22 protein-coding genes are annotated in these 23,120 nt (G+C 62.5%); 18 read left to right on the plus strand and 4 right to left on the minus strand.

Going from position 1 to position 23,120, the window contains the following annotated elements; genetic code table 11:
* Positions 1–53 precede the first annotated feature (53 nt).
* Together greA and F6X40_RS12000 are read left to right on the plus strand one after the other, a co-directional pair.
* Entirely contained in the window at positions 54–530 is a 477-nt protein-coding gene (gene greA / locus F6X40_RS11995; protein ID WP_026225947.1) for a transcription elongation factor GreA, read from the plus strand.
* A 20-nt stretch (positions 531–550) separates the two neighbouring features.
* Positions 551–1,060 (plus strand): DUF4149 domain-containing protein, encoded by a 510-nt coding sequence (locus F6X40_RS12000; RefSeq protein WP_026225946.1) that lies wholly within the window; start codon positions 551–553, stop codon positions 1,058–1,060.
* 201 nt (positions 1,061–1,261) lie between these two features.
* Here the strand turns inward: F6X40_RS12000 and F6X40_RS12005 are convergent, their stop codons facing one another.
* Positions 1,262–1,789, minus strand: coding sequence for a YhbY family RNA-binding protein (locus F6X40_RS12005; protein ID WP_187628002.1), 528 nt, complete (start codon positions 1,787–1,789; stop codon positions 1,262–1,264).
* A gap of 197 nt (positions 1,790–1,986) precedes the next feature.
* Here F6X40_RS12005 and F6X40_RS12010 point away from each other — a divergent pair, with 197 nt between their 5' ends.
* The 11 genes from F6X40_RS12010 to phoR all read left to right on the plus strand — a co-directional run bounded on the left by F6X40_RS12010 (position 1,987) and on the right by phoR (position 14,330).
* Positions 1,987–2,649 (plus strand): RlmE family RNA methyltransferase, encoded by a 663-nt coding sequence (locus F6X40_RS12010; protein WP_184028328.1) that lies wholly within the window; start codon positions 1,987–1,989, stop codon positions 2,647–2,649.
* Between the two features lie 190 nt (positions 2,650–2,839).
* Positions 2,840–4,729, plus strand: coding sequence for an ATP-dependent zinc metalloprotease FtsH (gene ftsH / locus F6X40_RS12015; protein WP_018421239.1), 1,890 nt, complete (start codon positions 2,840–2,842; stop codon positions 4,727–4,729).
* Between the two features lie 170 nt (positions 4,730–4,899).
* The gene (gene folP / locus F6X40_RS12020) at positions 4,900–5,712 is read left to right on the plus strand and encodes a dihydropteroate synthase (RefSeq protein WP_184061489.1); all 813 of its coding nucleotides are present in this window, start codon (positions 4,900–4,902) and stop codon (positions 5,710–5,712) included.
* Positions 5,713–5,741: 29 nt separating this feature from the next.
* Positions 5,742–7,100 carry a phosphoglucosamine mutase gene (gene glmM, locus F6X40_RS12025; protein ID WP_187628003.1) on the plus strand — a complete coding sequence of 453 codons (1,359 nt, stop codon included), beginning with the start codon at positions 5,742–5,744 and terminating at the stop codon, positions 7,098–7,100.
* Positions 7,101–7,521: 421 nt separating this feature from the next.
* On the plus strand, positions 7,522–8,553 hold the full coding sequence (gene pstS / locus F6X40_RS12030; RefSeq protein WP_187628004.1) for a phosphate ABC transporter substrate-binding protein PstS: 1,032 nt from the start codon (positions 7,522–7,524) through the stop codon (positions 8,551–8,553).
* A 160-nt stretch (positions 8,554–8,713) separates the two neighbouring features.
* Positions 8,714–9,715, plus strand: coding sequence for a phosphate ABC transporter permease PstC (gene pstC / locus F6X40_RS12035; RefSeq protein WP_184071668.1), 1,002 nt, complete (start codon positions 8,714–8,716; stop codon positions 9,713–9,715).
* Positions 9,712–10,608, plus strand: a complete 897-nt coding sequence (gene pstA, locus F6X40_RS12040) for a phosphate ABC transporter permease PstA (RefSeq protein WP_184071670.1) — start codon at positions 9,712–9,714, stop codon at positions 10,606–10,608. The genes pstC and pstA overlap by 4 nt, the downstream gene beginning before the upstream one ends.
* A 16-nt stretch (positions 10,609–10,624) precedes the next feature.
* Entirely contained in the window at positions 10,625–11,470 is an 846-nt protein-coding gene (pstB, locus tag F6X40_RS12045; protein ID WP_187628005.1) for a phosphate ABC transporter ATP-binding protein PstB, read from the plus strand.
* A 28-nt stretch (positions 11,471–11,498) separates the two neighbouring features.
* Entirely contained in the window at positions 11,499–12,203 is a 705-nt protein-coding gene (gene phoU / locus F6X40_RS12050) for a phosphate signaling complex protein PhoU (RefSeq protein WP_184028343.1), read from the plus strand.
* A gap of 26 nt (positions 12,204–12,229) precedes the next feature.
* Positions 12,230–12,931 (plus strand): phosphate regulon transcriptional regulator PhoB, encoded by a 702-nt coding sequence (phoB, locus tag F6X40_RS12055; protein WP_008922879.1) that lies wholly within the window; start codon positions 12,230–12,232, stop codon positions 12,929–12,931.
* An 85-nt stretch (positions 12,932–13,016) separates the two neighbouring features.
* The gene (phoR, locus tag F6X40_RS12060) at positions 13,017–14,330 is read left to right on the plus strand and encodes a phosphate regulon sensor histidine kinase PhoR (protein WP_184071674.1); all 1,314 of its coding nucleotides are present in this window, start codon (positions 13,017–13,019) and stop codon (positions 14,328–14,330) included.
* A 28-nt stretch (positions 14,331–14,358) separates the two neighbouring features.
* Here phoR and ppk1 read toward each other — a convergent pair whose 3' ends face one another.
* A complete protein-coding gene (gene ppk1 / locus F6X40_RS12065) occupies positions 14,359–16,422 on the minus strand; it encodes a polyphosphate kinase 1 (protein WP_184071676.1) in 2,064 nt (687 codons plus the stop codon).
* A 204-nt stretch (positions 16,423–16,626) separates the two neighbouring features.
* On the opposite strand from ppk1, the gene ppx reads away from it, so the two are divergent.
* Positions 16,627–18,279 carry an exopolyphosphatase gene (ppx, locus tag F6X40_RS12070; RefSeq protein ID WP_187628006.1) on the plus strand — a complete coding sequence of 551 codons (1,653 nt, stop codon included), beginning with the start codon at positions 16,627–16,629 and terminating at the stop codon, positions 18,277–18,279.
* A 93-nt stretch (positions 18,280–18,372) separates the two neighbouring features.
* Here the strand turns inward: ppx and F6X40_RS12075 are convergent, their stop codons facing one another.
* Both F6X40_RS12075 and F6X40_RS12080 read right to left on the minus strand, forming a co-directional pair.
* Positions 18,373–19,185, minus strand: coding sequence for a GNAT family N-acetyltransferase (locus F6X40_RS12075; protein ID WP_187628007.1), 813 nt, complete (start codon positions 19,183–19,185; stop codon positions 18,373–18,375).
* Between the two features lie 156 nt (positions 19,186–19,341).
* Entirely contained in the window at positions 19,342–19,800 is a 459-nt protein-coding gene (locus F6X40_RS12080) for a SixA phosphatase family protein (RefSeq protein ID WP_187628008.1), read from the minus strand.
* A 420-nt stretch (positions 19,801–20,220) separates the two neighbouring features.
* On the opposite strand from F6X40_RS12080, the gene F6X40_RS12085 reads away from it, so the two are divergent.
* The 4 genes from F6X40_RS12085 (at position 20,221) to F6X40_RS12100 (ending at position 22,778) form a co-directional block, all read left to right on the plus strand.
* The gene (locus F6X40_RS12085) at positions 20,221–21,558 is read left to right on the plus strand and encodes a tyrosine-type recombinase/integrase (protein WP_187628009.1); all 1,338 of its coding nucleotides are present in this window, start codon (positions 20,221–20,223) and stop codon (positions 21,556–21,558) included.
* Positions 21,555–22,202 carry a hypothetical protein gene (locus F6X40_RS12090; RefSeq protein WP_187628010.1) on the plus strand — a complete coding sequence of 216 codons (648 nt, stop codon included), beginning with the start codon at positions 21,555–21,557 and terminating at the stop codon, positions 22,200–22,202. The genes F6X40_RS12085 and F6X40_RS12090 overlap by 4 nt, the downstream gene beginning before the upstream one ends.
* Positions 22,203–22,302: 100 nt before the next feature.
* A complete protein-coding gene (locus F6X40_RS12095; RefSeq protein WP_262421439.1) occupies positions 22,303–22,524 on the plus strand; it encodes a helix-turn-helix domain-containing protein in 222 nt (73 codons plus the stop codon).
* Between the two features lie 11 nt (positions 22,525–22,535).
* Positions 22,536–22,778, plus strand: coding sequence for a hypothetical protein (locus F6X40_RS12100; protein ID WP_187628011.1), 243 nt, complete (start codon positions 22,536–22,538; stop codon positions 22,776–22,778).
* Positions 22,779–23,120 lie beyond the last annotated feature (342 nt).

A 23,120-nucleotide genomic window follows, 5' to 3' on the forward strand; every position in this document is an offset into this window, starting at 1 on the left:
CACTTAACCGCGGTGATTTTTTTTATGGCCGTTTTTTGCCTCCAGAGTTGTTTATGAGCACTATTCCATTGACGAAGCGCGGCGCAGACATGCTGCGCGATGAATTGCAGCGCCTGAAATCGGTTGAACGTCCGGCCGTGATCAACTCGATCGCGGAAGCGCGCGCCCAGGGCGATCTGTCGGAAAACGCGGAATACGACGCTGCGAAGGAAAAGCAGGGCTTCATCGAAGGCCGTATCGCCGAAATCGAGTCGAAGCTCGCGGGCGCGCAGGTGATCGATCCGTCGCAAGTGGAAGCGGACGGCCGCGTGGTGTTCGGCGCGACGCTCGAGCTCGAAGACCTCGAGTCGGGTGCGTCGGTCAAATACCAGATCGTCGGCGACGACGAAGCGGACATCGACCACGGCCTGATCTCGATCAGCTCGCCGATCGCGCGTGCGCTGATCGGCAAGTCGGAAGGCGACGTCGCGTCGGTGCAAGCACCGGGCGGCGTGCGCGAATACGAAATCATCGCGGTCAGCTACATCTGAGGGTGGCGCCGGTGTCTTTGATGCCGCATCGTTTTTTCCGCCTGTTGACGGTGGTGTGGGTCGGTAGTCTGTTGACTATCGGCTATGCGGTTGCGCCCGTGCTGTTCACGACGCTCGACCGGATGACGGCGGGCGCCGTCGCCGCGCAGCTGTTTCGTATTCAGGGTGTGATTGGCGTCGTGTGCGGCATTTTGCTGCTCGGTCTCGCCAATTTGCTCGTGCGGCGCGGGAGTGGCGCATATCGCCGCTTGCGCTGGCTGCTCGCCGGTATGCTCGTATGCGTGCTGGTTGGCTATTTCGCGTTGCAGCCGTTCATGAACGCGATGCGCGTGGCGGCGCTCGAGGCGGGCAGCGACATCGGGCATTCCGTTTATGCGACGCGCTTCGGCATCCTGCATGGCGTGTCCAGTCTGTTCTACCTGATCGAGAGCCTGCTAGGGGTTGCGCTCGTTTGGCTGCTGCCGGCGCCTGTTGGTGCCGCGGCCGAGGAAGAGGGCGCGCGCGGCGTCACGGGCAAGGTGGCGGGCTGAAGCTCGCGGGTGGCTGATGGTGTGACGGTGCGCGTGCCATGGCCGCCGGGTCGATGCCGATGCCCGCGATGAACCTCACATTGCGACGAATCGTCGCGATTCCGGTGTCCAACTACGGTTTATTCGCGCTGCTTCGGGCCTCGCGCTCAAGGCCGCCAATGCGCAGTGCGGAGTCGGTCCGCACCTTGGGCGCGTGTTCTCTTACTTCGACTGATGCGAACGCTTTGCGCTGGTTTGACGCTTCTTCGCGCGCTTGATGTTGCCGCCCTGCGTCACGCGTTCATTGCCGCGCACCAGCACCGCTTTCGCTCGCGGCTTGCGCATCGGCACGTCGGTCGGCTTGGCGACCTTGACGATGCGGGGTGCGCGTCCCTTGGCCGGCCGGGCTTCTTCGGCTGCCGCTTCGCGGGCGCTCGGCAACGCGCCGCGCTTCGCTTTTGCCGCCGGCTGTGCCGATTCTGGCTTCCAGATCACGAGCAGCTTGCCGATATGCTGGATCGGTGCAGCGTTCAGCGCGTCGCAGATTTCTTCGTAGATAGCGATGCGCTCCTCGCGCTCATCGCCGAACACGCGAATTTTGATCAGTTGATGCGCGGCGAGGTGCACCTTGATTTCGGCGAGCACAGCGTCGGTCAAGCCTTCGGCGCCGACGAGCACGACCGGTTTGAGCGCATGTGCCTGGGAGCGCAACTCGGCGCGTTGGTCGGAAGAGACTTTGAGGGCTGGCATGGAAAGTGGAAGACTCGACTAAAATGGCGGCTCCTGCGTTTGCGTCCGATCGCCGAGCGATTCGGGCCACTCGATTCAGCAGGGCGCGCGTCAGAACAACAGAATCGCGGATCGCCGCCAGTCTGGCGGGGGCCGCGCGAATTAACCGCGTATTATCCCCTAAAGCGCGACCCGACGCAGCAATAGTTAAATCTTTAATGGCAAAAAACAAGTTCAATACCGCGTGGCTGCACGACCACATCAACGATCCGTACGTCAAAATGGCGCAGCGGGAAGGTTATCGCGCCCGCGCGGCCTACAAGCTCAAGGAAATCGACGAGCAGGACAAGCTGATCCGTCCCGGGCAGGTGATCGTCGATCTCGGTTCCTCGCCGGGCAGCTGGAGCCAGTACGTGCGCAACAAGCTCGCGGGCGGCTCGCAGCGCAACGCGGAGCGCGAAGGTGGCATCGACGGCACGATCATCGCTTTGGACATTCTGCCAATGGAGCCGGTGGCCGACGTGCACTTCATCCAGGGCGATTTCCGCGAAGACTCGGTGCTGGTCCAGCTCGAAGAATTGGTCGGTGCGCGCCAGGTAGACCTTGTAATTTCGGATATGGCGCCCAACCTGTCGGGCGTGGCGATCGCGGATGCGGCGCGGATCGAGCATTTATGCGATCTCGCGCTCGAATTCGCGCAAAATCACCTGAAGCCGGATGGTGCCCTTTTAGTCAAATGCTTTCACGGCAGCGGATACAGTCAGATTGTCGAAAAGTTCAAACGCCAATTCAAGGTGGTGGCGGCCCGCAAGCCGAAGGCGTCGCGGGATAAATCGTCAGAAACATTTATTTTGGGTAAGCATCTGAAGCGTCCCGCATAGGGATGCGGCGAGCCGGTTCCATCTCTGCCAATAATGAGCCCGATGCGTCCGGAGACGGGCGTCAAGCCGGCCCGCTACCCTATTTCCGTGGTAGTGAAACGTTATGGCAGGGGGCTGCGGACTGGATTAGAATGCTTTCGTGGTGCCGCAAGGCAAATGTAGGCGCCCGTCTAAGTGAAGGAGTGGTGCTTTGAACAACAATATGTTTTCGAAAGCAGCAGTGTGGCTGGTGATCGCACTGGTGCTGTTTACGGTGTTCAAGCAGTTCGACAAGCCCCGTGTCCAGGAAGGCGTTTCCTATTCGCAGTTCATGGACGACGCGAAGAACGGCAAAGTCAAGAACGTCATTGTCCAGGGGCGGAACCTCACGGTCACTCCAGCAGACGGCCAGAAGTACCAGATCGTGTCGCCCGGCGACATCTGGATGGTCGGCGATCTGATGAAGTATGGCGTACAGGTGAGCGGCAAGGCTGACGACGAACCCAATGCACTGATGTCCGTGCTGTATTACCTCGGACCGACGATCCTGATCATCGGTTTCTGGTTTTACATGATGCGACAGATGCAGGGGGGCGGCAAAGGCGGGGCCTTCTCGTTTGGCAAGTCGCGCGCGCGGCTGATCGACGAGAACAACAACGCAATCAATTTCACCGACGTCGCCGGTTGCGACGAAGCCAAGGAAGAAGTGTCGGAACTCGTCGACTTCCTGCGCGATCCGCAGAAATTCCAGAAGCTCGGTGGTCGTATTCCGCGCGGCGTGCTGCTCGTTGGCCCGCCGGGAACCGGTAAGACGCTGCTCGCGCGCGCCATCGCCGGCGAGGCGAAGGTGCCGTTCTTCAGCATTTCAGGTTCAGATTTCGTGGAAATGTTCGTCGGCGTCGGCGCGGCCCGCGTGCGCGACATGTTCGAGCAGGCCAAGAAGCACGCGCCGTGTATCGTGTTCATCGACGAAATCGACGCGGTCGGCCGTCATCGAGGCGCCGGCATGGGCGGCGGTAACGACGAGCGCGAACAGACGCTGAACCAGATGCTCGTCGAAATGGACGGTTTCGAGGCGAACTCGGGCGTCATCGTGATCGCCGCGACGAACCGTTCGGATGTGCTCGACAAGGCGCTGTTGCGTCCGGGCCGTTTCGACCGTCAGGTGTACGTGGGTCTGCCCGATATTCGCGGCCGCGAGCACATCATGAAGGTGCACCTGCGCAAGGTGCCGATCTCGAACGACGTCGATGCGGCAGTGATCGCGCGCGGCACGCCGGGTTTCTCGGGCGCAGATCTCGCAAACCTCGTCAACGAAGCAGCACTGTTCGCGGCGCGCCGCGGCAAGCGCATCGTCGAAATGACGGACTTCGAGGACGCGAAGGACAAGATCTTCATGGGTCCGGAGCGCAAGTCGGCTGTGATCCGCGAAGAATCGAAGCGTGCTACCGCGTATCACGAATCGGGTCATGCGGTGATCGCGAAGCTGTTGCCGAAGGCCGATCCGGTGCACAAGGTCACGATCATTCCGCGCGGCCGTGCGCTGGGCGTCACATGGCAGTTGCCGGAGCATGACAACGAAACGTACTCGAAGGAATATCTGCTCGACCGTCTTGCCATCCTGTTCGGTGGCCGCGTCGCGGAAGAGCTGTTCCTGAACCTGATCAGCACCGGTGCGTCGGACGACTTCAACAAGGCGACGCAGACGGCTCGCGCAATGGTTGCCCGCTTCGGCATGACGGATGCGCTCGGACCGATGGTCTATGTCGACGACGAGAACGACGCTTCGCCGTTCGGCCGAGGCTTCACGCGGACCATTTCGGAAGCGACGCAGCAGAAGGTCGACGCGGAAATCCGTCATGTGCTGGACGAGCAGTACAATCTCGCACGGCGCCTGCTCGAAGAGAACCGCGACAAGGTCGAGGCGATGACCGCCGCACTGATGGAGTGGGAGACGATCGACGCCGATCAGATCAACGACATCATGGCAGGCCGTCCGCCGCGTTCGCCGAAGAGCTCGCCGCCGTCGGCAAGCGACGCCTCGTCGGGCGGCAGCCCGGGCACCGAAGTCAAGCCGGGCAGCGCAACCGCGCCGGCCTGATCGGCAGCCAGTAGAAAGTGCGGGCCGGTGTGCTACACACCGGCCCGTTTTGCATTTATCCGTTCCAAGTGAAGCATTGCTACGTGTCGAAAGTCGATTCCTCTTCCGCACCCCTTCCAGAGCCGCTGCAGTGTGGCCGCTTCAAGCTGACGTTCGAACGCCCGTTGGTCATGGGCATCCTGAACGTCACTCCCGATTCCTTTTCCGATGGCGGCAAGTTCGCGACGCGCGGCGATGCGCTGCGCCAGGCCGAGCGCATGATGCTCGAGGGCGCGGACATCATCGATATCGGCGGGGAATCGACGCGTCCTGGCGCGCCGCCGGTGCCGCTCGACGAAGAGCTGGAGCGCGTGTTGCCGCTCGTCGAGCAACTGCGTGGCGCGAACGTGCCATTGTCGGTTGATACGTACAAGCCGGAAGTGATGCGTCATGCGTTGAACGCGGGCGCCGACCTGATCAACGACATCTGGGGCTTCCGCATGCCCGGCGCGATCGACGCGGTGCGCGACAGCGACTGCGGCCTTTGTGTCATGCATATGCTAGGTGAGCCGCAGACCATGCAGCTGGGCGAGCCGCACTATGACGACGTCGTCGGCGAAGTGCGCCACTTCCTCGAGGAGCGTGTCGCGACGTTGCAGCAGGCGGGGATTGCGCGCGAGCGTATCAGCGTCGATCCGGGTTTCGGCTTCGGCAAGGTCGTCGTCGAGCATAACTACGCGCTGCTCGCGCATCTGCGCGACACGGCTCCGCGCGCCGCTTCGCCGTATCCGATTCTTGCGGGCATGTCGCGCAAGTCGATGGTTGGCGCGGTGACGGGGCGGCCGGCGCCGGAGCGCGTGGCCGGCAGCATCGCCGCGGCGGTGTGCGCGGCCGAACGGGGCGCCGCGATTCTGCGCGTACACGACGTCGCGCAAACAGTCGATGCATTGAAAGTATGGGCAACCCTGCGCGACGCGGACAAGCAGAGCCGCGCGCACGGTTGAACCCGCAGCCACGGACAGGGAGAACAAACATGGCACGTCGTTACTTCGGAACGGACGGCATTCGAGGCAAGGTCGGCGAAGGCCCGATCACGCCGGAATTCGTGTTGCGGCTCGGCTATGCGGCCGGCAAGGTGCTCGCGGGCGCCGATCAATGGGCGAAAACAGGCACCCGTCCGACCGTGCTGATCGGCAAGGACACGCGGGTGTCGGGCTACATGCTCGAAGCCGCGCTCGAATCGGGCTTCTCGGCCGCCGGCGTCGACGTGATGCTGGCCGGCCCGATGCCGACACCCGGCATCGCCTATCTGACGCGCGCACTGCGGCTTGGCGCGGGTGTCGTGATCAGCGCATCGCACAACCCGTACTACGACAACGGCATCAAGTTCTTCTCGGCCGACGGCAACAAGCTGCCGGACGACGTCGAGGCGCAGATCGAGGAGCAGCTCGAACTGCCGCTCGCGTGCGCGGCCTCCGAGCAACTGGGCAAAGCGCGCCGTCTCGATGACGCAGGTGGCCGCTACATCGAGTTCTGCAAGAGCACATTCCCGGCCGCGTACGACCTGCGCGGCATGAAGCTCGTCGTCGATTGCGCGCATGGCGCCGCGTACGACGTCGCGCCGCACGTGTTCCATGAGCTCGGCGCGGAAGTGATCCCGATCGGCGTCTCGCCGAACGGCTTCAATATCAACGACGGCGTCGGCGCGACCGCGCCGGATGCGCTGGTTCGCGCGGTGCGCGCGAACCACGCGGACCTCGGTATCGCGCTCGATGGCGACGCCGACCGTCTGCAGGTCGTCGACGAGTCCGGCCGCCTTTTCAACGGCGATGAGCTGTTGTACGTGCTGGTCAAGGACCGTATGGCGACCGCCGGCCACGTGGAAGGAGCGGTCGGCACGCTGATGACCAACATGGCCGTGGAGGTCGCGCTGCAGAATGCCGGCGTCAAGTTCGTGCGCGCCGCGGTCGGCGACCGCTATGTGCTCGAACAGCTTCGCGAGCACGGCTGGCAGCTCGGCGCCGAAGGTTCGGGCCACATTCTGTCACTCGATCGCCATTCGACCGGCGACGGCATCGTGTCCGCTCTGCTCGTGCTGGCGGCGATGCAGCGCAGCGGCAAATCGCTCGCGGATCTGCTCGACGGTGTCACCCTGTTTCCGCAGAAGCTGATCAACGTACGCATGAAGCCCGGCTCGGACTGGAAGGGCAGCGAGACGATCCGCAGTGCGATCAAGGTGGCCGAAGGCGCGCTCGACGGCCGCGGCCGCGTGCTAATTCGCGCGTCGGGCACCGAGCCGGTACTGCGCGTGATGGTGGAGGCGCAGAACGTTGCGGACGCGCTCGAGCATTCTGAAGCGATTGCCGAAGCCGTGCGGGTAGCGACGGCCTGATCGATTCCCGAGTCGAAGGCGGGCGGTGGCGACCGCTTGCCGCCTGCCTGAGCGTCGCAAGCAGAAGATTCAGCGGGCTCCATAAACTGGGTGGCCGGGCTTTCACACCCAACGAAGGCTCATTCCTCACCCCATCGAATCCCACTCCGCAGCCGCCAAAAGGACGGCACATCCCGCACAAAAACGACCTCCCCGCGCAGCGCAAACGTTCGCGCCCCATCTTTTTTTGTCTACCATGAAAAATGCGATGCAACGGGCATCGGCACAGCGGCAATTCGGCGGCTTCGGCACCTTTCACGGGGTAATATTACTGTCACATCTGATTCATTATCAGTCACGTTTTTGTCATAAAGAGACCCTAAGCTTCGCGGTGTTCGAGTTTCACGCTCACACCACACGCTCACACCCCCTTGGAGGTCTCATGAAATTGATGCAAACCGTGTTCGCTGGCGTCGCTGGCGCGCTCTTCGCAATCGCAGCGCAAGCCGCAGACATCACCGGCGCGGGCAGCACGTTCGCGGCACCGATTTACTCGAAGTGGGCCGACGCTTATCAGAAGACCGGCGGCGGCAAGGTTAACTACCAAGGCATCGGTTCGTCGGGCGGCATCAAGCAGATCGAGGCGAAGACCGTCGATTTCGCAGGGTCGGACGCTCCGCTGAAGGACGACGAACTCGCGAAGGCAGGCCTCTTCCAGTTCCCGACGGTGGTCGGCGGCGTGGTGCCGGCAGTCAACGTGCCGGGCGTCAAGCCGGGCGAGCTGGTGCTGTCGGGTGAAGTGCTCGGTGACATCTACCTGGGCAAGATCAAGAAGTGGAACGACCCGGCAATCGTCGCGCTGAACCCGAAGGTCAAGCTGCCGGATCTGGACATCGCCGTGGTGCGCCGCGCCGACGGTTCGGGCACCAGCTTCATCTGGACGAACTACCTGTCGAAGGTCAACCCGGAATGGAAGACGAAGGTCGGTGAGGGTGCGACGGTCAACTGGCCGACCGGCACGGGCGGCAAGGGCAACGACGGCGTCGCGGCTTTCGTGCAGCGTCTGCCGGGCGCGATCGGTTACGTCGAATGGGCGTACGCCAAGCAGAACCACATGAACTACGTCGCGATGAAGAACGAATCCGGCGCGGTGGTTCAGCCGGAGACCGACACGTTCAAGGCAGCGGCGGCTGGCGCCGACTGGTCGAAGTCGTTCTATCAGATTCTGACGAACGAGCCGGGCAAGAACGCATGGCCGATCGTCGGCGCGACGTTCGTGCTGCTGCACACGACGCAGGACAAGGCACCGCAAGGCGCGGAAACGCTGAAGTTCTTCGACTGGGCGTTCAAGAACGGCGGCCAGGCTGCGAACGATCTGGACTACATCTCGCTGCCGCAGTCGGTCGTCTCGGAAATCCGCACGCAGTGGAAGCAGAAGATCAAGGATTCGGCAGGCAAGACGCTCGACGAGTAACAGGCGTAAGCTGGCGCGGTCGATCTGGGCCGCGCCCTGTAGCACCCCGGCCGTCCTCGTGCGAGGACGGCCTGTGACTTTCACGCGGCATGCGCCGCATGCATCACCGACCGCCCGACATGTGTCGTCCGGCAACTGGAAACAGGTCCCTCAGGCTCTCATGTCCGATATTCATTTAGGGTCCGGCACGAGCCGGGCCACTCCGCCTGGCAGCGCGTCGCAGCAGAAAGCGCCTGGCCGCTCGGGCGATGTGATCTTCGGCGGCCTCGCACGCCTTTCCGCCATCGTCACGCTGCTGCTGCTCGGCGGCATCATCGTGTCGCTGATCGTCGCCTCGATGCCGTCGATTCGCGAGTTCGGTCTCGCGTTCCTGTGGACGGCGGTGTGGGATCCACCCAGCAAGCAATTTGGCGCGCTCGTGCCGATCTACGGCACTCTCGCGACGTCGATCATCGCTCTGCTCATCGCGGTGCCCGTCAGCTTCGGTATCGCGCTGTTTCTGACCGAACTGTCGCCCGCGTGGCTGCGCCGGCCGCTCGGCATCGCGATCGAGCTGCTCGCCGCGATTCCGTCGATCGTGTACGGCATGTGGGGTCTGCTCGTGTTCGCGCCGATCTTCGCGGTGTGGTTCCAGAAGCCGCTAGGCGCGGTGCTCGGCGGCATTCCGATCGTCGGCGCGCTGTTCGCCGGTCCGCCGATCGGCATCGGCATTCTGTGCGCGGGCGTGATCCTTGCGATCATGATCATCCCGTACATCGCAGCGGTGATGCGCGACGTGTTCGAAGTCACGCCGGTGCTGCTGAAGGAATCGGCGTACGGTATCGGCTGCACGACGTGGGAAGTGATGTGGAAGATCGTGCTGCCGTTCACGAAGAGCGGTGTGATCGGCGGCGTCATGCTCGGTCTCGGCCGCGCGCTGGGTGAGACGATGGCGGTCACGTTCGTAATCGGCAACACCAACCTGCTCGACAATATTTCGCTGTTTTCGCCGGGCAACAGCATCACCTCGGCGCTCGCCAATGAGTTCGCGGAAGCGGAGCCGGGCCTGCATACGTCGGCGCTAATGGAACTCGGCCTGATCCTGTTCGTGATTACATTCATCGTGCTGGCGATTTCGAAAATCATGCTGCTGCGTCTTGAGAAAGGGGAGGGCGCGAAATGAGCGGGCCGTCCCTGAACATACCGGGTCTGAAGGACCCCGCGACGCTCGAAACGATGCGCGTGCGCCTGCAAGGACGCCGTCGCATGACGAACGCGCTCGCGCTGACGATGTCGCTCGCGGCGATGGCGTTCGGTCTCCTGTGGCTCGTGTGGATTCTCTATACGACGCTGCGTCTCGGTATCGGCGGTCTGTCGGTCGAGCTGTTCACGCAGTCGACGCCGCCGCCGAACACCGACGGCGGCGGTCTCGCCAACGCGATCGTCGGCAGCGTGATGCTGGTAGGGCTCGCAACGCTCGTCGGCACGCCGATCGGCATCATGGCGGGCGTCTATCTCGCCGAATACGGCCAGAAGGGCTGGCTCGCGAACCTCACGCGCTTCATCAACGACATCCTGTTGTCGGCGCCGTCGATCGTGATCGGTCTGTTCGTCTACGCGCTCGTCGTCGCGAAGATGGGCCACTTCAGCGGCTGGGCCGGCGCGTTCGCGCTCGCGTTGCTGCAGATTCCGATCGTGATCCGCACGACCGAAAACATGCTGAAACTCGTGCCGAGCGCGATGCGTGAAGCCGCGTTCGCGCTCGGCACGCCGAAGTGGAAGATGGTGCTGTCGATCACGCTGAAGGCGTCGATCGCGGGCGTCGTCACCGGTGTGCTGCTCGGGGTCGCGCGGATTGCCGGCGAAACCGCGCCGCTCCTCTTCACCGCGTTGTCGAACCAGTTCTTCTCGGTCGATATGGGCCAGCCGGTCGCGAACCTGCCGGTCACGATCTACAAGTTTGCGATGAGCCCGTTCGCGCAGTGGCAATCTCTCGCGTGGGCCGGCGTCTTCCTGATCACGCTCGCGGTGCTGGGACTGAACATCCTCGCGCGCGCGATCTTCTCGAACAAGTAAGGGCGGAGTGAATCCGATGAACATGGCAGAAACCCAACTCAATCCGATCGGGCACGCCGCGCCCGCGGGCTCCGACCCCGAAAGCAGCACTCACGCACAAACGCCGTCGCATCCGAAGATCGAGGTCAAGGACCTCAACTTCTTCTACGGCAAGTATCACGCGCTGAAGAACATCAATCTGCAGATTCCCGAAGGCAAGGTGACCGCGTTCATCGGCCCGTCGGGCTGCGGCAAGTCCACGCTGCTGCGTACCTTCAACAAGATGTACGCGCTCTACCCGGAGCAGCGCGCGGAAGGCGAAATCGTGATGGACGGCGAAAACCTGCTGACCGTGCGCCAGGACATTTCGCTGCTGCGCGCGCGCATCGGCATGGTGTTCCAGAAGCCGACGCCGTTCCCGATGTCGATCTACGACAACATCGCGTTCGGCGTGAAGATGTTCGAGAAGCTGTCGCGCTCGGAAATGGACGACCGCGTCGAATGGGCGCTGACCAAGGCGGCGCTGTGGAACGAAGTGAAGGACAAGCTCGGCCAGAGCGGCTACGGTTTGTCGGGCGGCCAGCAGCAGCGTCTGTGCATCGCGCGCGGTATTGCAATTCGCCCCGAAGTGCTGCTGCTCGACGAGCCCTGCTCGGCGCTCGACCCGATTTCGACGGGCCGTATCGAAGAGCTGATCGCTGAACTCAAGAGCGACTACACGGTGGTGATCGTCACGCACAACATGCAGCAGGCGGCCCGCTGTTCGGACTACACTGCCTATATGTACCTCGGCGAACTGATCGAATTCGGCGACACCGAAAAGATCTTCATCAAGCCGGTCCGCAAGGAAACCGAGGACTACATCACCGGCCGCTTCGGCTAATCCGCCGGGCAATACAACGGAGTACGACATGTCCGATAAACATCTGTCCAGCCAGTTCGACGCCGACCTGAACCTCGTTTCGTCGAAGGTGCTCGAAATGGGCGGTCTCGTCGAATCGCAGATCGTCAACGCGATGCAGGCGCTCAACGAATTCGACCTCGACATCGCCGAGCAGGTGATCGTCGCCGAAGACCGTCTGAACAAGATGGAAGTCGAGATCGACGAAGAGTGCAGCAACATCATCGCGCGCCGTCAGCCGGCCGCGCGCGATCTGCGCTTGCTGATCGCGATCTCGAAGACCATCACGAACCTCGAGCGCGCCGGCGACGAAGCCGAAAAGATCGCGAAGCGCACCAAGCGTCTGATGGAAGACGGCGCATCGCGCACCATCAACATCGCCGAGATCAAGCTGTCGGGCGAAATGGCCGTGTCGATCCTGCGCCGTGCGCTGGACGCGTTCGCGCGTCTGGACACGGTCGCCGCCGCGCAGATCGTGCGCGACGACAAGGCGATCGACGAGGAATTCCGCGCGTTCGTGCGCAAGCTGATTTCGTATATGACGGAAGATCCGCGTTCGATCTCGGTGGGCCTCGACTTCCTGTTCATCGCGAAGGCAATCGAGCGGATCGGCGACCACGCGAAGAACATCGCGGAATTCATCATCTACATCGTCAAGGGTACCGACGTGCGGCACCAGTCGCGCGACACGCTCGAACGCGAAGCGCTCAGCTAATCCAGAGATAAGGAACAGAGGTGCCGATGCCCAGCAGCATTCTCGTCATTGAAGATGAGCCCGCCATTTCCGAACTGATTTCGGTCAATCTTCAACACGCCGGGCACTGCCCGATTCGCGCGTACAACGCGGAGCAGGCGCACAACCTGATCAGCGACGTACTGCCCGATCTCGTGCTGCTCGACTGGATGTTGCCGGGTAAATCGGGTATTTCGTTCGCGCGCGATCTGCGCAACAACGAGCGTACGAAGCATATCCCGATCATCATGCTGACCGCGCGAGGCGACGAGCAGGACAAGGTGCTCGGCCTCGAGATCGGCGCCGACGACTACGTGACGAAGCCGTTCTCGCCGAAGGAACTGATGGCGCGCATCAAGGCGGTGCTGCGCCGCCGCGCGCCGCAGCTGACCGAAGACGTGGTCGCAATCAACGGCCTGAAGCTCGATCCGGCCACGCACCGCGTCGCCGCGCATGCGGAAGGCAGCGAGATCAAGCTCGATCTCGGCCCGACCGAATTCCGTCTGCTGCACTTCTTCATGACTCACCCGGAGCGCGTGCATAGCCGCACGCAACTGCTCGATCAGGTGTGGGGCGATCACGTGTTCGTCGAAGAGCGGACCGTCGACGTGCATATCAAGCGTCTGCGCGCGGCACTCAAGCCGGCCGGGTGCGATGCTATGATTGAAACGGTACGCGGCAGCGGTTACCGGCTGGCGAAGAGCGCCTGATAGCCGTCGTCGGCGCGCTGCATTGCACGGCGCTGTGTCGCCGTACCTCCCTCCTGCGCTGTATTTTCTCTTCGATCGCTAGACCATGAACATCATCTGGGCGCGCTCCATCGTGTCGGTCGTGCTGCTTGCTGTTCTGTGCGCGGTGGTCGGCGCACTGCTGAACGTCAAGGCAGGGCTCGCTCTCGCCATCGTCCTGCTGCTCGCACAGAGCGTCTTCAGTACCTTCCACAAGCAGCGTCTGTGGCGTCTGCTCGACGCGCCGGTGTACGGCGAAGTGCCGAGCGCCCCCGGCATCTGGGGCGAAATCTATTACCGTCTGCACAAGCTCGCGAAGCGCTGGCATGCCCAGGTGCGCCAGGTCGAGCAGCAGCATTCGCGTTTCATCCAGGCGATCCAGGCGTCGCCTAACGGTGTCGCGATGCTCGACGATCATGATCAGATCGAGTGGTGCAACGCGATTTCCGAAAGCCACTTTGGGCTCGATGCGAAGCGCGATCTGCGTCAGCACATCACGCATCTGGTGCGTCATCCGGATTTCGTGCGCTATCTGAATTCGCATCGGTACGAGGAAATGCTGATCATGCGCGGCATGGGCGACAAGCGCCAGAACGTGCTGTCGGTGCAGGTGTTTCCTTACGGCGACAATCGCAAGCTCGTGCTGTCGCAGGACATCACCGAGCTCGAGCGCACCGACGCGATGCGGCGTGACTTCGTCGCCAACGTGTCGCACGAATTGAAAACGCCGCTCACCGTGTTGTCCGGCTTTCTCGAGACGATGCGCGAGCTGCCGTTGGGCGAAGCCGAGCGCGCGCGTTATCTCGAGCTGATGGAGCAGCAGGCGTCGCGCATGCGTCATATCGTCAGCGATCTGCTCGTGCTCGCGACGCTCGAAGGCGATAACAAGCCACCGAGCGATCAGATGATCGACATGCGCGCGGTGTTGCGGCATCTGCATGACGACGCGCAGAGCCTCTCCAGCGATCATCACAAGATCGTCTTCGATGCCGACGAAGCGCTGACCGTCACCGGCGTCGAAACCGAGATTTTCAGCGCATTCGGCAATCTGGTGACGAACGCGATCCGCTACACGCCGGACGGCGGCTCGATCAAGGTTAACTGGCGTGCGCAGGGTGGCCATGCGGTGTTCTCGGTCGCCGATAGCGGCCTCGGCATTCCGGCCGCCGATATCCCGCGGCTCACCGAGCGCTTCTATCGCGTCGATCGCAGCCGTTCGCGCGACACGGGCGGCACCGGGCTCGGTCTCGCTATCGTCAAGCACGTACTGCAACGGCACGATGCGCAACTCGACGTGAAGAGCGAAGAAGGGCGCGGCAGCACGTTCACGGTGCGCTTTCCGGTGTATCGGACGGCGCGCTGTCAAACCGCACAGGTTTGAGCGCGGCAGTCACCCGAAACGCGGACGACTACGAACAGAACTTGCCGAGCAGACTCATCTGAGCATTGCGCGACGCCTTGCCCGGCCGGCGCCGGCGATAGTGACCGTCGCTCTGCATCAACCAGGCCGACTGGTTGTCGCCGAGAAACGCCGACAGCCCTTCCGCGATCACGCGCCGCTTCAGTCGCCGGTTGTTGACCGGGAATGCGACTTCGACGCGCCGGAACAGATTGCGATCCATCCAGTCGGCGCTCGACAGATAGACCTGTTCCTTGCCGCCGTCGTAGAAGTAGTAGATGCGATGGTGTTCGAGAAAGCGCCCGACGATCGAGCGCACCGTGATGTTCTCGGAGAGCCCTTGCACGCCCGGCTGCAGCGAGCACACGCCGCGCACGATCAGATCGATCTTCACGCCGGCCTGCGATGCTTCGTACAGCTCGGCGATCACCGTCGGCTCGAGCAGCGCGTTCATCTTCGCGACGATGCGCGCCTTCTTGCCCGCGCGCGCATGCTCGGCTTCCTTGCGGATCGCGTCGACGAGCTTCGGATGCAGCGTGAACGGCGACTGCCACAGCTCGTGCAGCTTCAGCTCGCCGCCGATGCCGGTGAGCTGCTGGAACACATGGTGCACGTCCTCGCAGATCTTCTGATCGGCGGTCATCAGACCGAAATCGGTATAGAGGCGCGCGGTGCGCGGGTGATAGTTGCCCGTGCCGAGGTGCACGTAGCGCTTCAGGCTCGACTTGCCACCCGCCGACACGCGTCGCACGATCAGCATCATTTTCGCGTGGCACTTGTGGCCGACTACGCCGTAGACCACGTGCGCGCCGACCGCTTCGAGCTGCGAGGCCCAGTTGATGTTGGTTTCCTCGTCGAAGCGCGCGAGCAGCTCGACGACCACCGTGACTTCCTTGCCGTTGCGCGCGGCCTGCATCAGCGCATCCATCAGCGGCGAGTCGGTGCCGGTCCGATAGATGGTCTGCTTGATCGCGACCACGTTCGGGTCCTTGGCCGCCTGCAACAGCAGCTCGAGCACCGGCTGGAAGCTCTCGTACGGATGATGCAGCAGCACGTCGCCCTGATCGATCACGTCGAACATGCTCGCGCTGTTGGCGATCTGCCTCGGCGTCGACGGAATGTGCGGCACGAACTTCAGATCGGGCCGGTCGACCATCTCGGGCAGCTGCATCAGCCGCACCAGATTGACGGGGCCGTTCACGTAGTAGCAGTCCTTGTTCGACAGACCGCTTTCGTCGAGCAGGCGCCGCACCACATGCGAGGGCGTTTCCGCCGACACTTCGAGCCGCACCGCATTGCCCAGATGCCGCGCCGGCAGTTCGCCCTGCAACGCGACGCGCAGATTGGTGATTTCGTCTTCGTCGACGAACAGCTCGCTGTTGCGCGTGATGCGAAACTGATTGCAGCTGCGCACGAAGAGATTCGGAAACAGCTCGCCGACAAAGTGTTGGAGCAGCGAGCTCAGCAGCACGAAGCCATGCGGATAACCCGACAGCTCCTGCGGCATACGCACGAGTCGCGGCAGCGCGCGCGGCGCCTGCACGATGCCCATCATCGCCTGACGGCCGAACGCGTCCTTGCCCTCGAGCTCGACGACGAAGTTCAGGCTCTTGTTCAGCACGCGCGGAAACGGATGCGCGGGGTCGAGACCGATCGGCGTGAGCACCGGCAGTAGTTCGTTGAAGAAGTAGTTGCGCGCCCATTCGGTCTGCGCGTCGCTCCAGGCTTCGTTGCCGTGGAAATAGATGCCTTCCTGTTCGAGCGCGGTGAGCACCGTGTCGTGCAGCATCGTGTACTGGCGATGCACGAGCTTCTGCGCACGTTCGACCACGAGGTCGTACATGTGAAGCAGCGACATGCCGTCGGGCGACAATGCGCCGGGGTTGTCGCCCATCTGTTCCTGAAGCCCGGCCATGCGGACTTCGAAGAATTCGTCGAGGTTGCTACTGGTGATGCAGATAAAGCGGAGACGTTCGAGCAAGGGGACGGCGGGATCGGCGGCTTGCGCCAACACACGCTCGTTGAAACCCAGAATGCCCAGCTCGCGATTCAATAGGGGATAGCGGACGGACATCGGCGGCGGGATTGGAATATCTGAAATGGAGACGGAAAGACGCTCGGAAATTCTCACGGTTTGATGACGTCCTGATGACATCGGCGATGTTTTTAACATTTTATGCCGTAATCGTCGTCTGTCGTCAATATGACGCGCTACCTATGCGACGATACCGAACTCCCTGCGCCGCGAGGTGACACCGTGAAGGCTGCTACGCTTAGAATGGCGTCTTTGAACAGTGCGGCTGGCCGCGACGCGCACCATGCGCCGAAGGCGCCGGGCAGGCGCGTGGCGCTGCCGGAGTCCGCCGTCACGCCCTCGGCCGCAGCCGCGGCGCTCGCGCGCATGGAGTACGCTTACCCGATGGTCAATCTTCCTCATCTCCTCGCCGCCGTCGATCTCGGTTCGAACAGCTTCCGGCTCATCGTGGGCCGGGTCGAGGAAACCGACGCGGGCAGCCAGATCTATCAGGTCGACGCCTTGCGCGAGCCGGTGCGGCTCGCGGCCGGGCTATCGAGCGACAAGATGCTCGATCGCGCATCGCAGGTGCGTGGCTGGGATGCGCTGAAGCGCTTCGGCGAGCGGTTGCGCGATTTTCATCCGGACCACGTGCGCGCGGTCGCGACCAATACGCTGCGCATCGCGAAGAATGCGCGCGAATTTCTCGGCGAAGCGCAGGCCGCGCTCGGTTTTCCGATCGAGGTGATCGCCGGGCGCGAGGAAGCGCGCCTGATTTATGCGGGCGCCGCGCACTCGGTGCCGGCGAGCGCGGGCAAGCGGCTCGTCGTCGATATTGGCGGTGGCTCGACGGAATTCATCATCGGCTCGCACTACACGCCGATGATGATGGAGAGTTTGTATATCGGCTGCGTGAGCCATAGCCGCGCGTTTTTCCCGGCCGGCAACGTCGACGAGTACACGATGCGCCAGGCCGAGCTCGCCGCGCGCCGCGAAATCCAGATCATTTCCGCCGAATACAAGAAGACCGGCTGGGAGCAGGCGATCGGCTCGTCGGGCACCGCGCGCGCGCTCGCCGAACTGGTCGAGGCGAACAATTTCAACGATGCGGGCGTCACCCACGGCATTTCGCGCGGCGGCCTCGAGCGGCTCAAGCGCGCGCTGATCAAGGCCGAAAACGTCAACCGGCTGAAACTGATTGCGCTGAAGAGCGACCGCGTGCCGGTGCTCGCGGGCGGGCTGTCGATCATGATCGCGGTGTTCGACGAACTGGGCGTCGACTATGTCGACACCACCGACGGCGCGCTGCGCCTCGGCGTCATGTACGACCTGCTCGGCCGTTCGCAGCACGAGGACATGCGTACGGTGACGGTCGAGGGCTTCATGCGCCGCTATGGCGTCGATCGACCACAGGCGGGGCGCATCGGCGATCTGTCGACGAGCTTCTACGACCAGTTCGTCGAACCGGACGAGGAACGCCGCGCGGAAAACCGCATGTTCATCGGCTGGGCGGCGTCGCTACACGAAATCGGGCTGTCGATCTCGCATAGCGCGTATCACAAACACTCGGCTTATATCGCGAGCAATGCCGACATGCCGGGCTTTTCGCGTACCGACCAGGCGCGCCTCGCCGCGCTCGTGCTCGGCCACGCGGGCAAGCTCGGCAAGCTGTCGCAGACGCGCGAGGTCGAATGGCCGCTGCTGTTCTGTCTGCGGCTCGCGGCGTTGCTGTGCCGTCGACGCGCGGACGTCGGCCTGCCGGGCATCACGGTTGCTCAGGCGAACGGCGGTTACGAGGTGCGTTTGCCGAACGAGTGGGTCGCCAACAATCCGTTGACGGATTACAGCCTGATCCAGGAGGCGGCGGAGTGGGAGAAAGTCGGGATTCCGTACCGTGTCGTTTATACGGACGATTGACGCGATGCGAATCGACGCACGCGTCGATTCGCGGCGTGTGCACGAACAAAAAAAGCCCTGCAAATGCAGGGCTTTTTCGTATCTCGGCGCAGCTTATTGCGGCAACGCATCGCCGAGGAAGTGCCGCGCATAGCGCGCGTTGATATCGGACAGACGGAACAGCGTCAGGAAATCCGCGGTATTGAAGTCGGGGTCCCACGCCGGTGCGCCGCAAATCTTCGCGCCGAGACGCAAGTAGCCCTTCACGAGCGGGGGCGGCGCGACGGCGGCACCCGTCTGCAGTTCGTCGACCGGCAGCGGCGTATGCGGGAACGCGCGATATTCGGGCGCGGTCAGCGCGTTGTCGCGCAGCGAGCAATACAGGTTCGCCGCATAGTGGCCGCCGTCGGCCATCGCGACGCTCGCGCAGCCGAGCATCGTCTCGTAGCCGTTGTGCTTCATGTACGCGGCGAGCCCAGCCCATAGCGACATGATCACCGAGCCGCTGCGATAGTCCGGATGCACGCACGAGCGGCCGACCTCGACCATCTTCGCGCGCAGATGCGTGAGACGCGACACGTCGAACTCGCTTTCCGCATATAGACGGCCGATGCGCGCGGCCTGATGCGGCGGCAGAGCGCGATACGTGCCGACTACTTTCAACGTGTCGAGATCGCGTACCAGCAAATGGTCGCAGTACGAATCGAAGGCGTCGACGTCGAGGCCCGCGGGGCCGCTGAGGCGTGCGCCCATTTCGTCGGCGAAGACGCGATAGCGTAGACGCTGCGCTTCACGCAGCTCTTCGTCGGTACGCGCCCACGACACTTGCAGGCGATGCTGCGCGGTGACCGTTTCCTCGGCGCGCGGCAGACGGCGCGGTTCGAAAAGCGAGGCGAAGGGCAGGGTGGGCGTCGGCAGTTCTCGCATTGGCTGTCCTGGTCGAAAAGAGTGAGGATTTTCTTTTTTCGCCAATGTAGTAACGCGCGGTGACGCTCGCATGGCAAAGCCGTGACGATTGGATGACTGCCCGTAAGCCCTCGCGTGGGTGCCTGTAATGTCGGAGGTGTCGCGCGACACGCGCGCTTAGATCAGATCGGGGCTGATGGCGGCGCGCAACACCGCCTCATCTTCGCCGTTGCGCTCGCGGCTCTCGATCCACCAGATGCCGGCTTTTTTCAGTGGCCAGCTCGCGCGGCTGTCGCCGAGCAGTTGCGCGGCGACGTGGCCGAGCGTCGGTTGATGGCCGACGATCACCACGGTTTGCGCGATGCCGCCGGGCCAGCCGGCCGCTTCCAGGACGTCGTTCGCGCTCGCGTTCGGCGCGAGTTCGCGCACGATGCGGTACTGGTCGCTCAACGTCTCGGCGGTCTGGATGGTGCGCACGGCGGGGCTCGCGAGTATGACCGCGTCGTCGGGCAAACGGGCGCGCAGCCATTTCGCGGCGTTCTGCGCCTGCTTGCGGCCGCGCGTGGTGAGCGCGCGGGAGAGATCGCTCGCGGCGACATCTTCTGCTTCGGCGTGACGCCAGAGGATCAGGTCCATGGGAGTCTCCTTTTTGAGCGGCTTGGGATGGCGTTGCGGCGGGCTTGCGCGTCTTCGCGGCGAGGTACCTGCCCCAAGCACTGTCGCATGCGCGGGTGATGATTTGCAAGGCGAGTGCCTGACGGGTCGGCTGTCGGCGTCCACGTGAACGCGAGCCAAAAAAGCAAAAACCCGCGAAGCCGGAGGCTTCGCGGGTTTCGACCTGCTTTTCGTGGTCGGAGCGATAGGATTCGAACCTACGACCCTCTGATCCCAAATCCTAAAGTTGCAATATACCCTCTGATACCGCAATTGATGTAAAGCCATACCCAGTAATGCTTTGCTGATACAATGACGGTTGCAGGGTAACTTGAAAATACCGGGAAATACCCTCGAAAAGTTACCCTGCTGTTACCCCAGCGTTACCCCAGAGAGGCGAGCATGGCTCAGACAATCAACTTCACGAAAGAAAGCATTGGCGCATTGCCTACCCCGGCAACGCGTGCTGAGTATGCAGACGGGGGCGGGCGCGCGAGCGTTAATGGCCTGCTACTGCGTGTCACGCCGACCGGCGTCAAATCATTCTGCGTGCTGAAGCGGATCAAGGGCGGCAAGCTCGAACGCTTCACGCTTGGCCGATTTCCCGATCTGACCGTTGAACAGGCGCGGCGCAAGGCGACAGACGTGCTTTCGACGGTAGCGAGTGGCGACAATCCGGCTGAAGTACGGCGTGCGCTCAAGGGCGAACTGACCTTTGCGCAAATGTTCGATGAATACAAGCGCCGCCACGCTCAGGCGAATAAGCGGACTTGGCGTGAAGACGTGCAACGGTTCGAAGACTATCTCGAAGCGCCGATTGGTCGCAAAAAACTATCGAAGGTTGAGCGCCGAGATATCCGGGCGATTCACGAAGGGATTACGAAGGAAGGCCACGCCACGACAGCTAACCGCGTGCTATCGCTCATTTCAAGCGTGTTCGGCAAGGCGATTGAGTGGGAATACGCAGAGGCGAACCCGGCGACAGGCATCAAACCCAACAAGGAGCGCTCGCGGGACCGGTTCATCCAGTCCGATGAGCTACCGCGCTTCTTCGCCTCTCTCTCGCAGGAACCGAACGGCACGATGCGTGATTTCTTCTTGGTGGCGCTGCTGACTGGCGCACGCCGTAGCAACGTGGCGGCGATGCAGTGGACAGACGTGTCGTTTGAGCGTGCCGAGTGGAGAATCGAACGGACGAAGAATGACGACCCGCAGACGGTGGCGCTATCGCCTGAAGCGTTGCAAATTCTTGTTGAGCGGCGCGAAGGGTCGAAGTCGGAATTCGTCTTCCCCGGCGACGGCAAGCGCGGACATATGGTTGAGCCGAAAAGCGGATGGCTCCGTATCTTTGACCGGGACGAACTGACACAACTGATCGCGCGTATCGAGGCGGCGGGCGGCATGTTCGAGGGAAAAGACGGCGAGTCCATCGCACGCAGTCTGACGCGGGCGCGGGCGCAAGCCGAGTTGATGAAATTGCGCACGGAAGGGGCGCGCATCCCCGATTTGCGCATTCATGATCTACGGCGAACGCTGGGAAGCTGGCAGGCGGCAGCGGGGGCGAGTCTCGCCGTGATTGGTAAGAGCCTCAACCATCGCACCGTGACGGCGACGGCAATCTATGCGCGCCTGAACCTTGATCCGGTTCGAGAGAGCGTGACGCGCGCCACGTCCGCAATGATGGCGGCGGTAGGCGATGCGGCAGACGTGCTGCCGTTCAAGCAACGGGGTGTGAAATGACCGACGCTTACGAATTCGAGGATTCATGCCTTGAGATGCCGATGTGGACCGCCTGCGAAGCGGCTTACCGCCTTGCGGGACTTGATCCCGACGGGCACGAATCGAGTGACCCGCACCCCCGGCACGGGTGGCAAGAGGATTCGTTCGTGCTGATGCCCGGATGCTGGCGCGACCGGGCGACGCGCAACGCCGATAACATACTTGCTGCTCTTAAATTCTTCCAGGCGGAGACTGATCGGGCCGAACGAATCGGCACGGTAAAGACACTCTCGCCGCGCGAGTGGATCGAGTGGGCGCTATCCCGAAACCTTCGCCCGGAGTGGCTTGATCGGGCTTATCAGGACGCAAGCAAGCATGCCTACTTGCCACCGCGCGATGCTGAATCCGCGACGCCTGCCGGAAGCGATGGGGGCAGCTTCCAAGCGCTGCGGGGAGCGTTCGGCAGAGTGCCTGCTATGTATCGGCGGCTATGGGGTAACGCTAATCCTACCGACAAGGATACCTGGATGAAAAAGCCTCAGCGCATGGAGATCCTAGAAAGGGAGTTCGACCTCAAAAAAAGCTCGGCAAAAATATTCGATACGCATCTAACGCCCGATTGGGCAGAGACGAGAGGCAGACCCAGCGACGCTGAAAAGGGGTAAAACCCTTTCATCTGTTTCCGTTTCAAGATACTCGGCAAAGTGTGTCCATACCCCGCAGCGCACTCCGCGCGATGCGGGAATCCCTGAAGAGGTATGGACCATGAAGAAGACCGAACAAGCCGCGACTCCGCGCATGACGATGGGCGAGCTACTGGACGATGTAAAAACGGCCGTGGCGCTTGGCGTATCCCCGAACACTCTCGCTAACTGGCGCGCCACGAAGCGCTACCCGCTCCCCTATGTAAAAGTCGGACGCCTTGTCCGCTATCGCCTCAGTGATATCGAGGCTTTCATTGCCTCAAACCTCGTTACCGATCTGTAACGGGGGCCGACATGCATCTCTCTAACGACCTCAACGGACGAACGATCACGGACGAAGAAAAAGCGTCCCTGATCGAAGACTTCGCCCATCGGGCATGGCTGACTTTCCCCGCAGGGTTCGACGTTGAACGCATATGCAGCACAACCAGTGCGGTGCTGAAGTCGCGCGGGATTGCCAATCACCATATCGACCTTGCGGAGTTCGCGCATGCATGCACGAAGGCGCGCAAAGGGGGCGGCAATGACAGGAACTAGCAAACGGTTCAACGCCGACGATCTGGCTTCGATTCAACGCGTGTTGGAGCGAAAGAACCCGGCTCAACGCAAAAAAGTAAAGCTAGAAATATCTCAAAGAAGAAAGGTACTCAGGGATGAGGATCGGCGGGCGGCGGAGAAAAAGCGGGAATATCTAAGCAGGCGAAAAAGCCGAAGGGCTTTCTGTGCGGACGGGAGGCACTGATATGCGAATTTACGATTCGAATAACTGCCTCGTCAGTCAGACTCCTTCGACCTCACGGCAGGCAATCTATGCGCGTGAGAAGCGAGCGAAGGCAGCGGCAGAGAGAGAGCAACAGCGCAAGGCCGCATTGCCCGATC

It is taken from the genome of Paraburkholderia sp. UCT31, assembly GCF_014397655.1.
Classification (GTDB): domain Bacteria; phylum Pseudomonadota; class Gammaproteobacteria; order Burkholderiales; family Burkholderiaceae; genus Paraburkholderia; species Paraburkholderia tuberum.

What these genes read in the sequence shown, in the direction of transcription:
- pstS (WP_187628004.1), top strand. Translation starts at nt 7,522, where the DNA reads ATGAAATTGATGCAAACCGTGTTCGCTGGCGTCGCTGGCGCGCTCTTC.
- folP (WP_184061489.1), top strand. Translation starts at nt 4,900, where the DNA reads ATGGGCATCCTGAACGTCACTCCCGATTCCTTTTCCGATGGCGGCAAG.
- F6X40_RS12005 (WP_187628002.1), bottom strand. Translation starts at nt 1,789, where the DNA reads ATGCCAGCCCTCAAAGTCTCTTCCGACCAACGCGCCGAGTTGCGCTCC.
- phoB (WP_008922879.1), top strand. Translation starts at nt 12,230, where the DNA reads ATGCCCAGCAGCATTCTCGTCATTGAAGATGAGCCCGCCATTTCCGAA.
- F6X40_RS12075 (WP_187628007.1), bottom strand. Translation starts at nt 19,185, where the DNA reads ATGCGAGAACTGCCGACGCCCACCCTGCCCTTCGCCTCGCTTTTCGAA.
- F6X40_RS12010 (WP_184028328.1), top strand. Translation starts at nt 1,987, where the DNA reads ATGGCAAAAAACAAGTTCAATACCGCGTGGCTGCACGACCACATCAAC.
- F6X40_RS12000 (WP_026225946.1), top strand. Translation starts at nt 551, where the DNA reads ATGCCGCATCGTTTTTTCCGCCTGTTGACGGTGGTGTGGGTCGGTAGT.
- greA (WP_026225947.1), top strand. Translation starts at nt 54, where the DNA reads ATGAGCACTATTCCATTGACGAAGCGCGGCGCAGACATGCTGCGCGAT.
- F6X40_RS12100 (WP_187628011.1), top strand. Translation starts at nt 22,536, where the DNA reads ATGCATCTCTCTAACGACCTCAACGGACGAACGATCACGGACGAAGAA.
- F6X40_RS12085 (WP_187628009.1), top strand. Translation starts at nt 20,221, where the DNA reads ATGGCTCAGACAATCAACTTCACGAAAGAAAGCATTGGCGCATTGCCT.
- phoU (WP_184028343.1), top strand. Translation starts at nt 11,499, where the DNA reads ATGTCCGATAAACATCTGTCCAGCCAGTTCGACGCCGACCTGAACCTC.
- ppx (WP_187628006.1), top strand. Translation starts at nt 16,627, where the DNA reads ATGGCGTCTTTGAACAGTGCGGCTGGCCGCGACGCGCACCATGCGCCG.
- phoR (WP_184071674.1), top strand. Translation starts at nt 13,017, where the DNA reads ATGAACATCATCTGGGCGCGCTCCATCGTGTCGGTCGTGCTGCTTGCT.
- F6X40_RS12080 (WP_187628008.1), bottom strand. Translation starts at nt 19,800, where the DNA reads ATGGACCTGATCCTCTGGCGTCACGCCGAAGCAGAAGATGTCGCCGCG.
- pstA (WP_184071670.1), top strand. Translation starts at nt 9,712, where the DNA reads ATGAGCGGGCCGTCCCTGAACATACCGGGTCTGAAGGACCCCGCGACG.
- ppk1 (WP_184071676.1), bottom strand. Translation starts at nt 16,422, where the DNA reads ATGTCCGTCCGCTATCCCCTATTGAATCGCGAGCTGGGCATTCTGGGT.
- pstC (WP_184071668.1), top strand. Translation starts at nt 8,714, where the DNA reads ATGTCCGATATTCATTTAGGGTCCGGCACGAGCCGGGCCACTCCGCCT.
- F6X40_RS12095 (WP_262421439.1), top strand. Translation starts at nt 22,303, where the DNA reads ATGAAGAAGACCGAACAAGCCGCGACTCCGCGCATGACGATGGGCGAG.
- pstB (WP_187628005.1), top strand. Translation starts at nt 10,625, where the DNA reads ATGAACATGGCAGAAACCCAACTCAATCCGATCGGGCACGCCGCGCCC.
- glmM (WP_187628003.1), top strand. Translation starts at nt 5,742, where the DNA reads ATGGCACGTCGTTACTTCGGAACGGACGGCATTCGAGGCAAGGTCGGC.
- F6X40_RS12090 (WP_187628010.1), top strand. Translation starts at nt 21,555, where the DNA reads ATGACCGACGCTTACGAATTCGAGGATTCATGCCTTGAGATGCCGATG.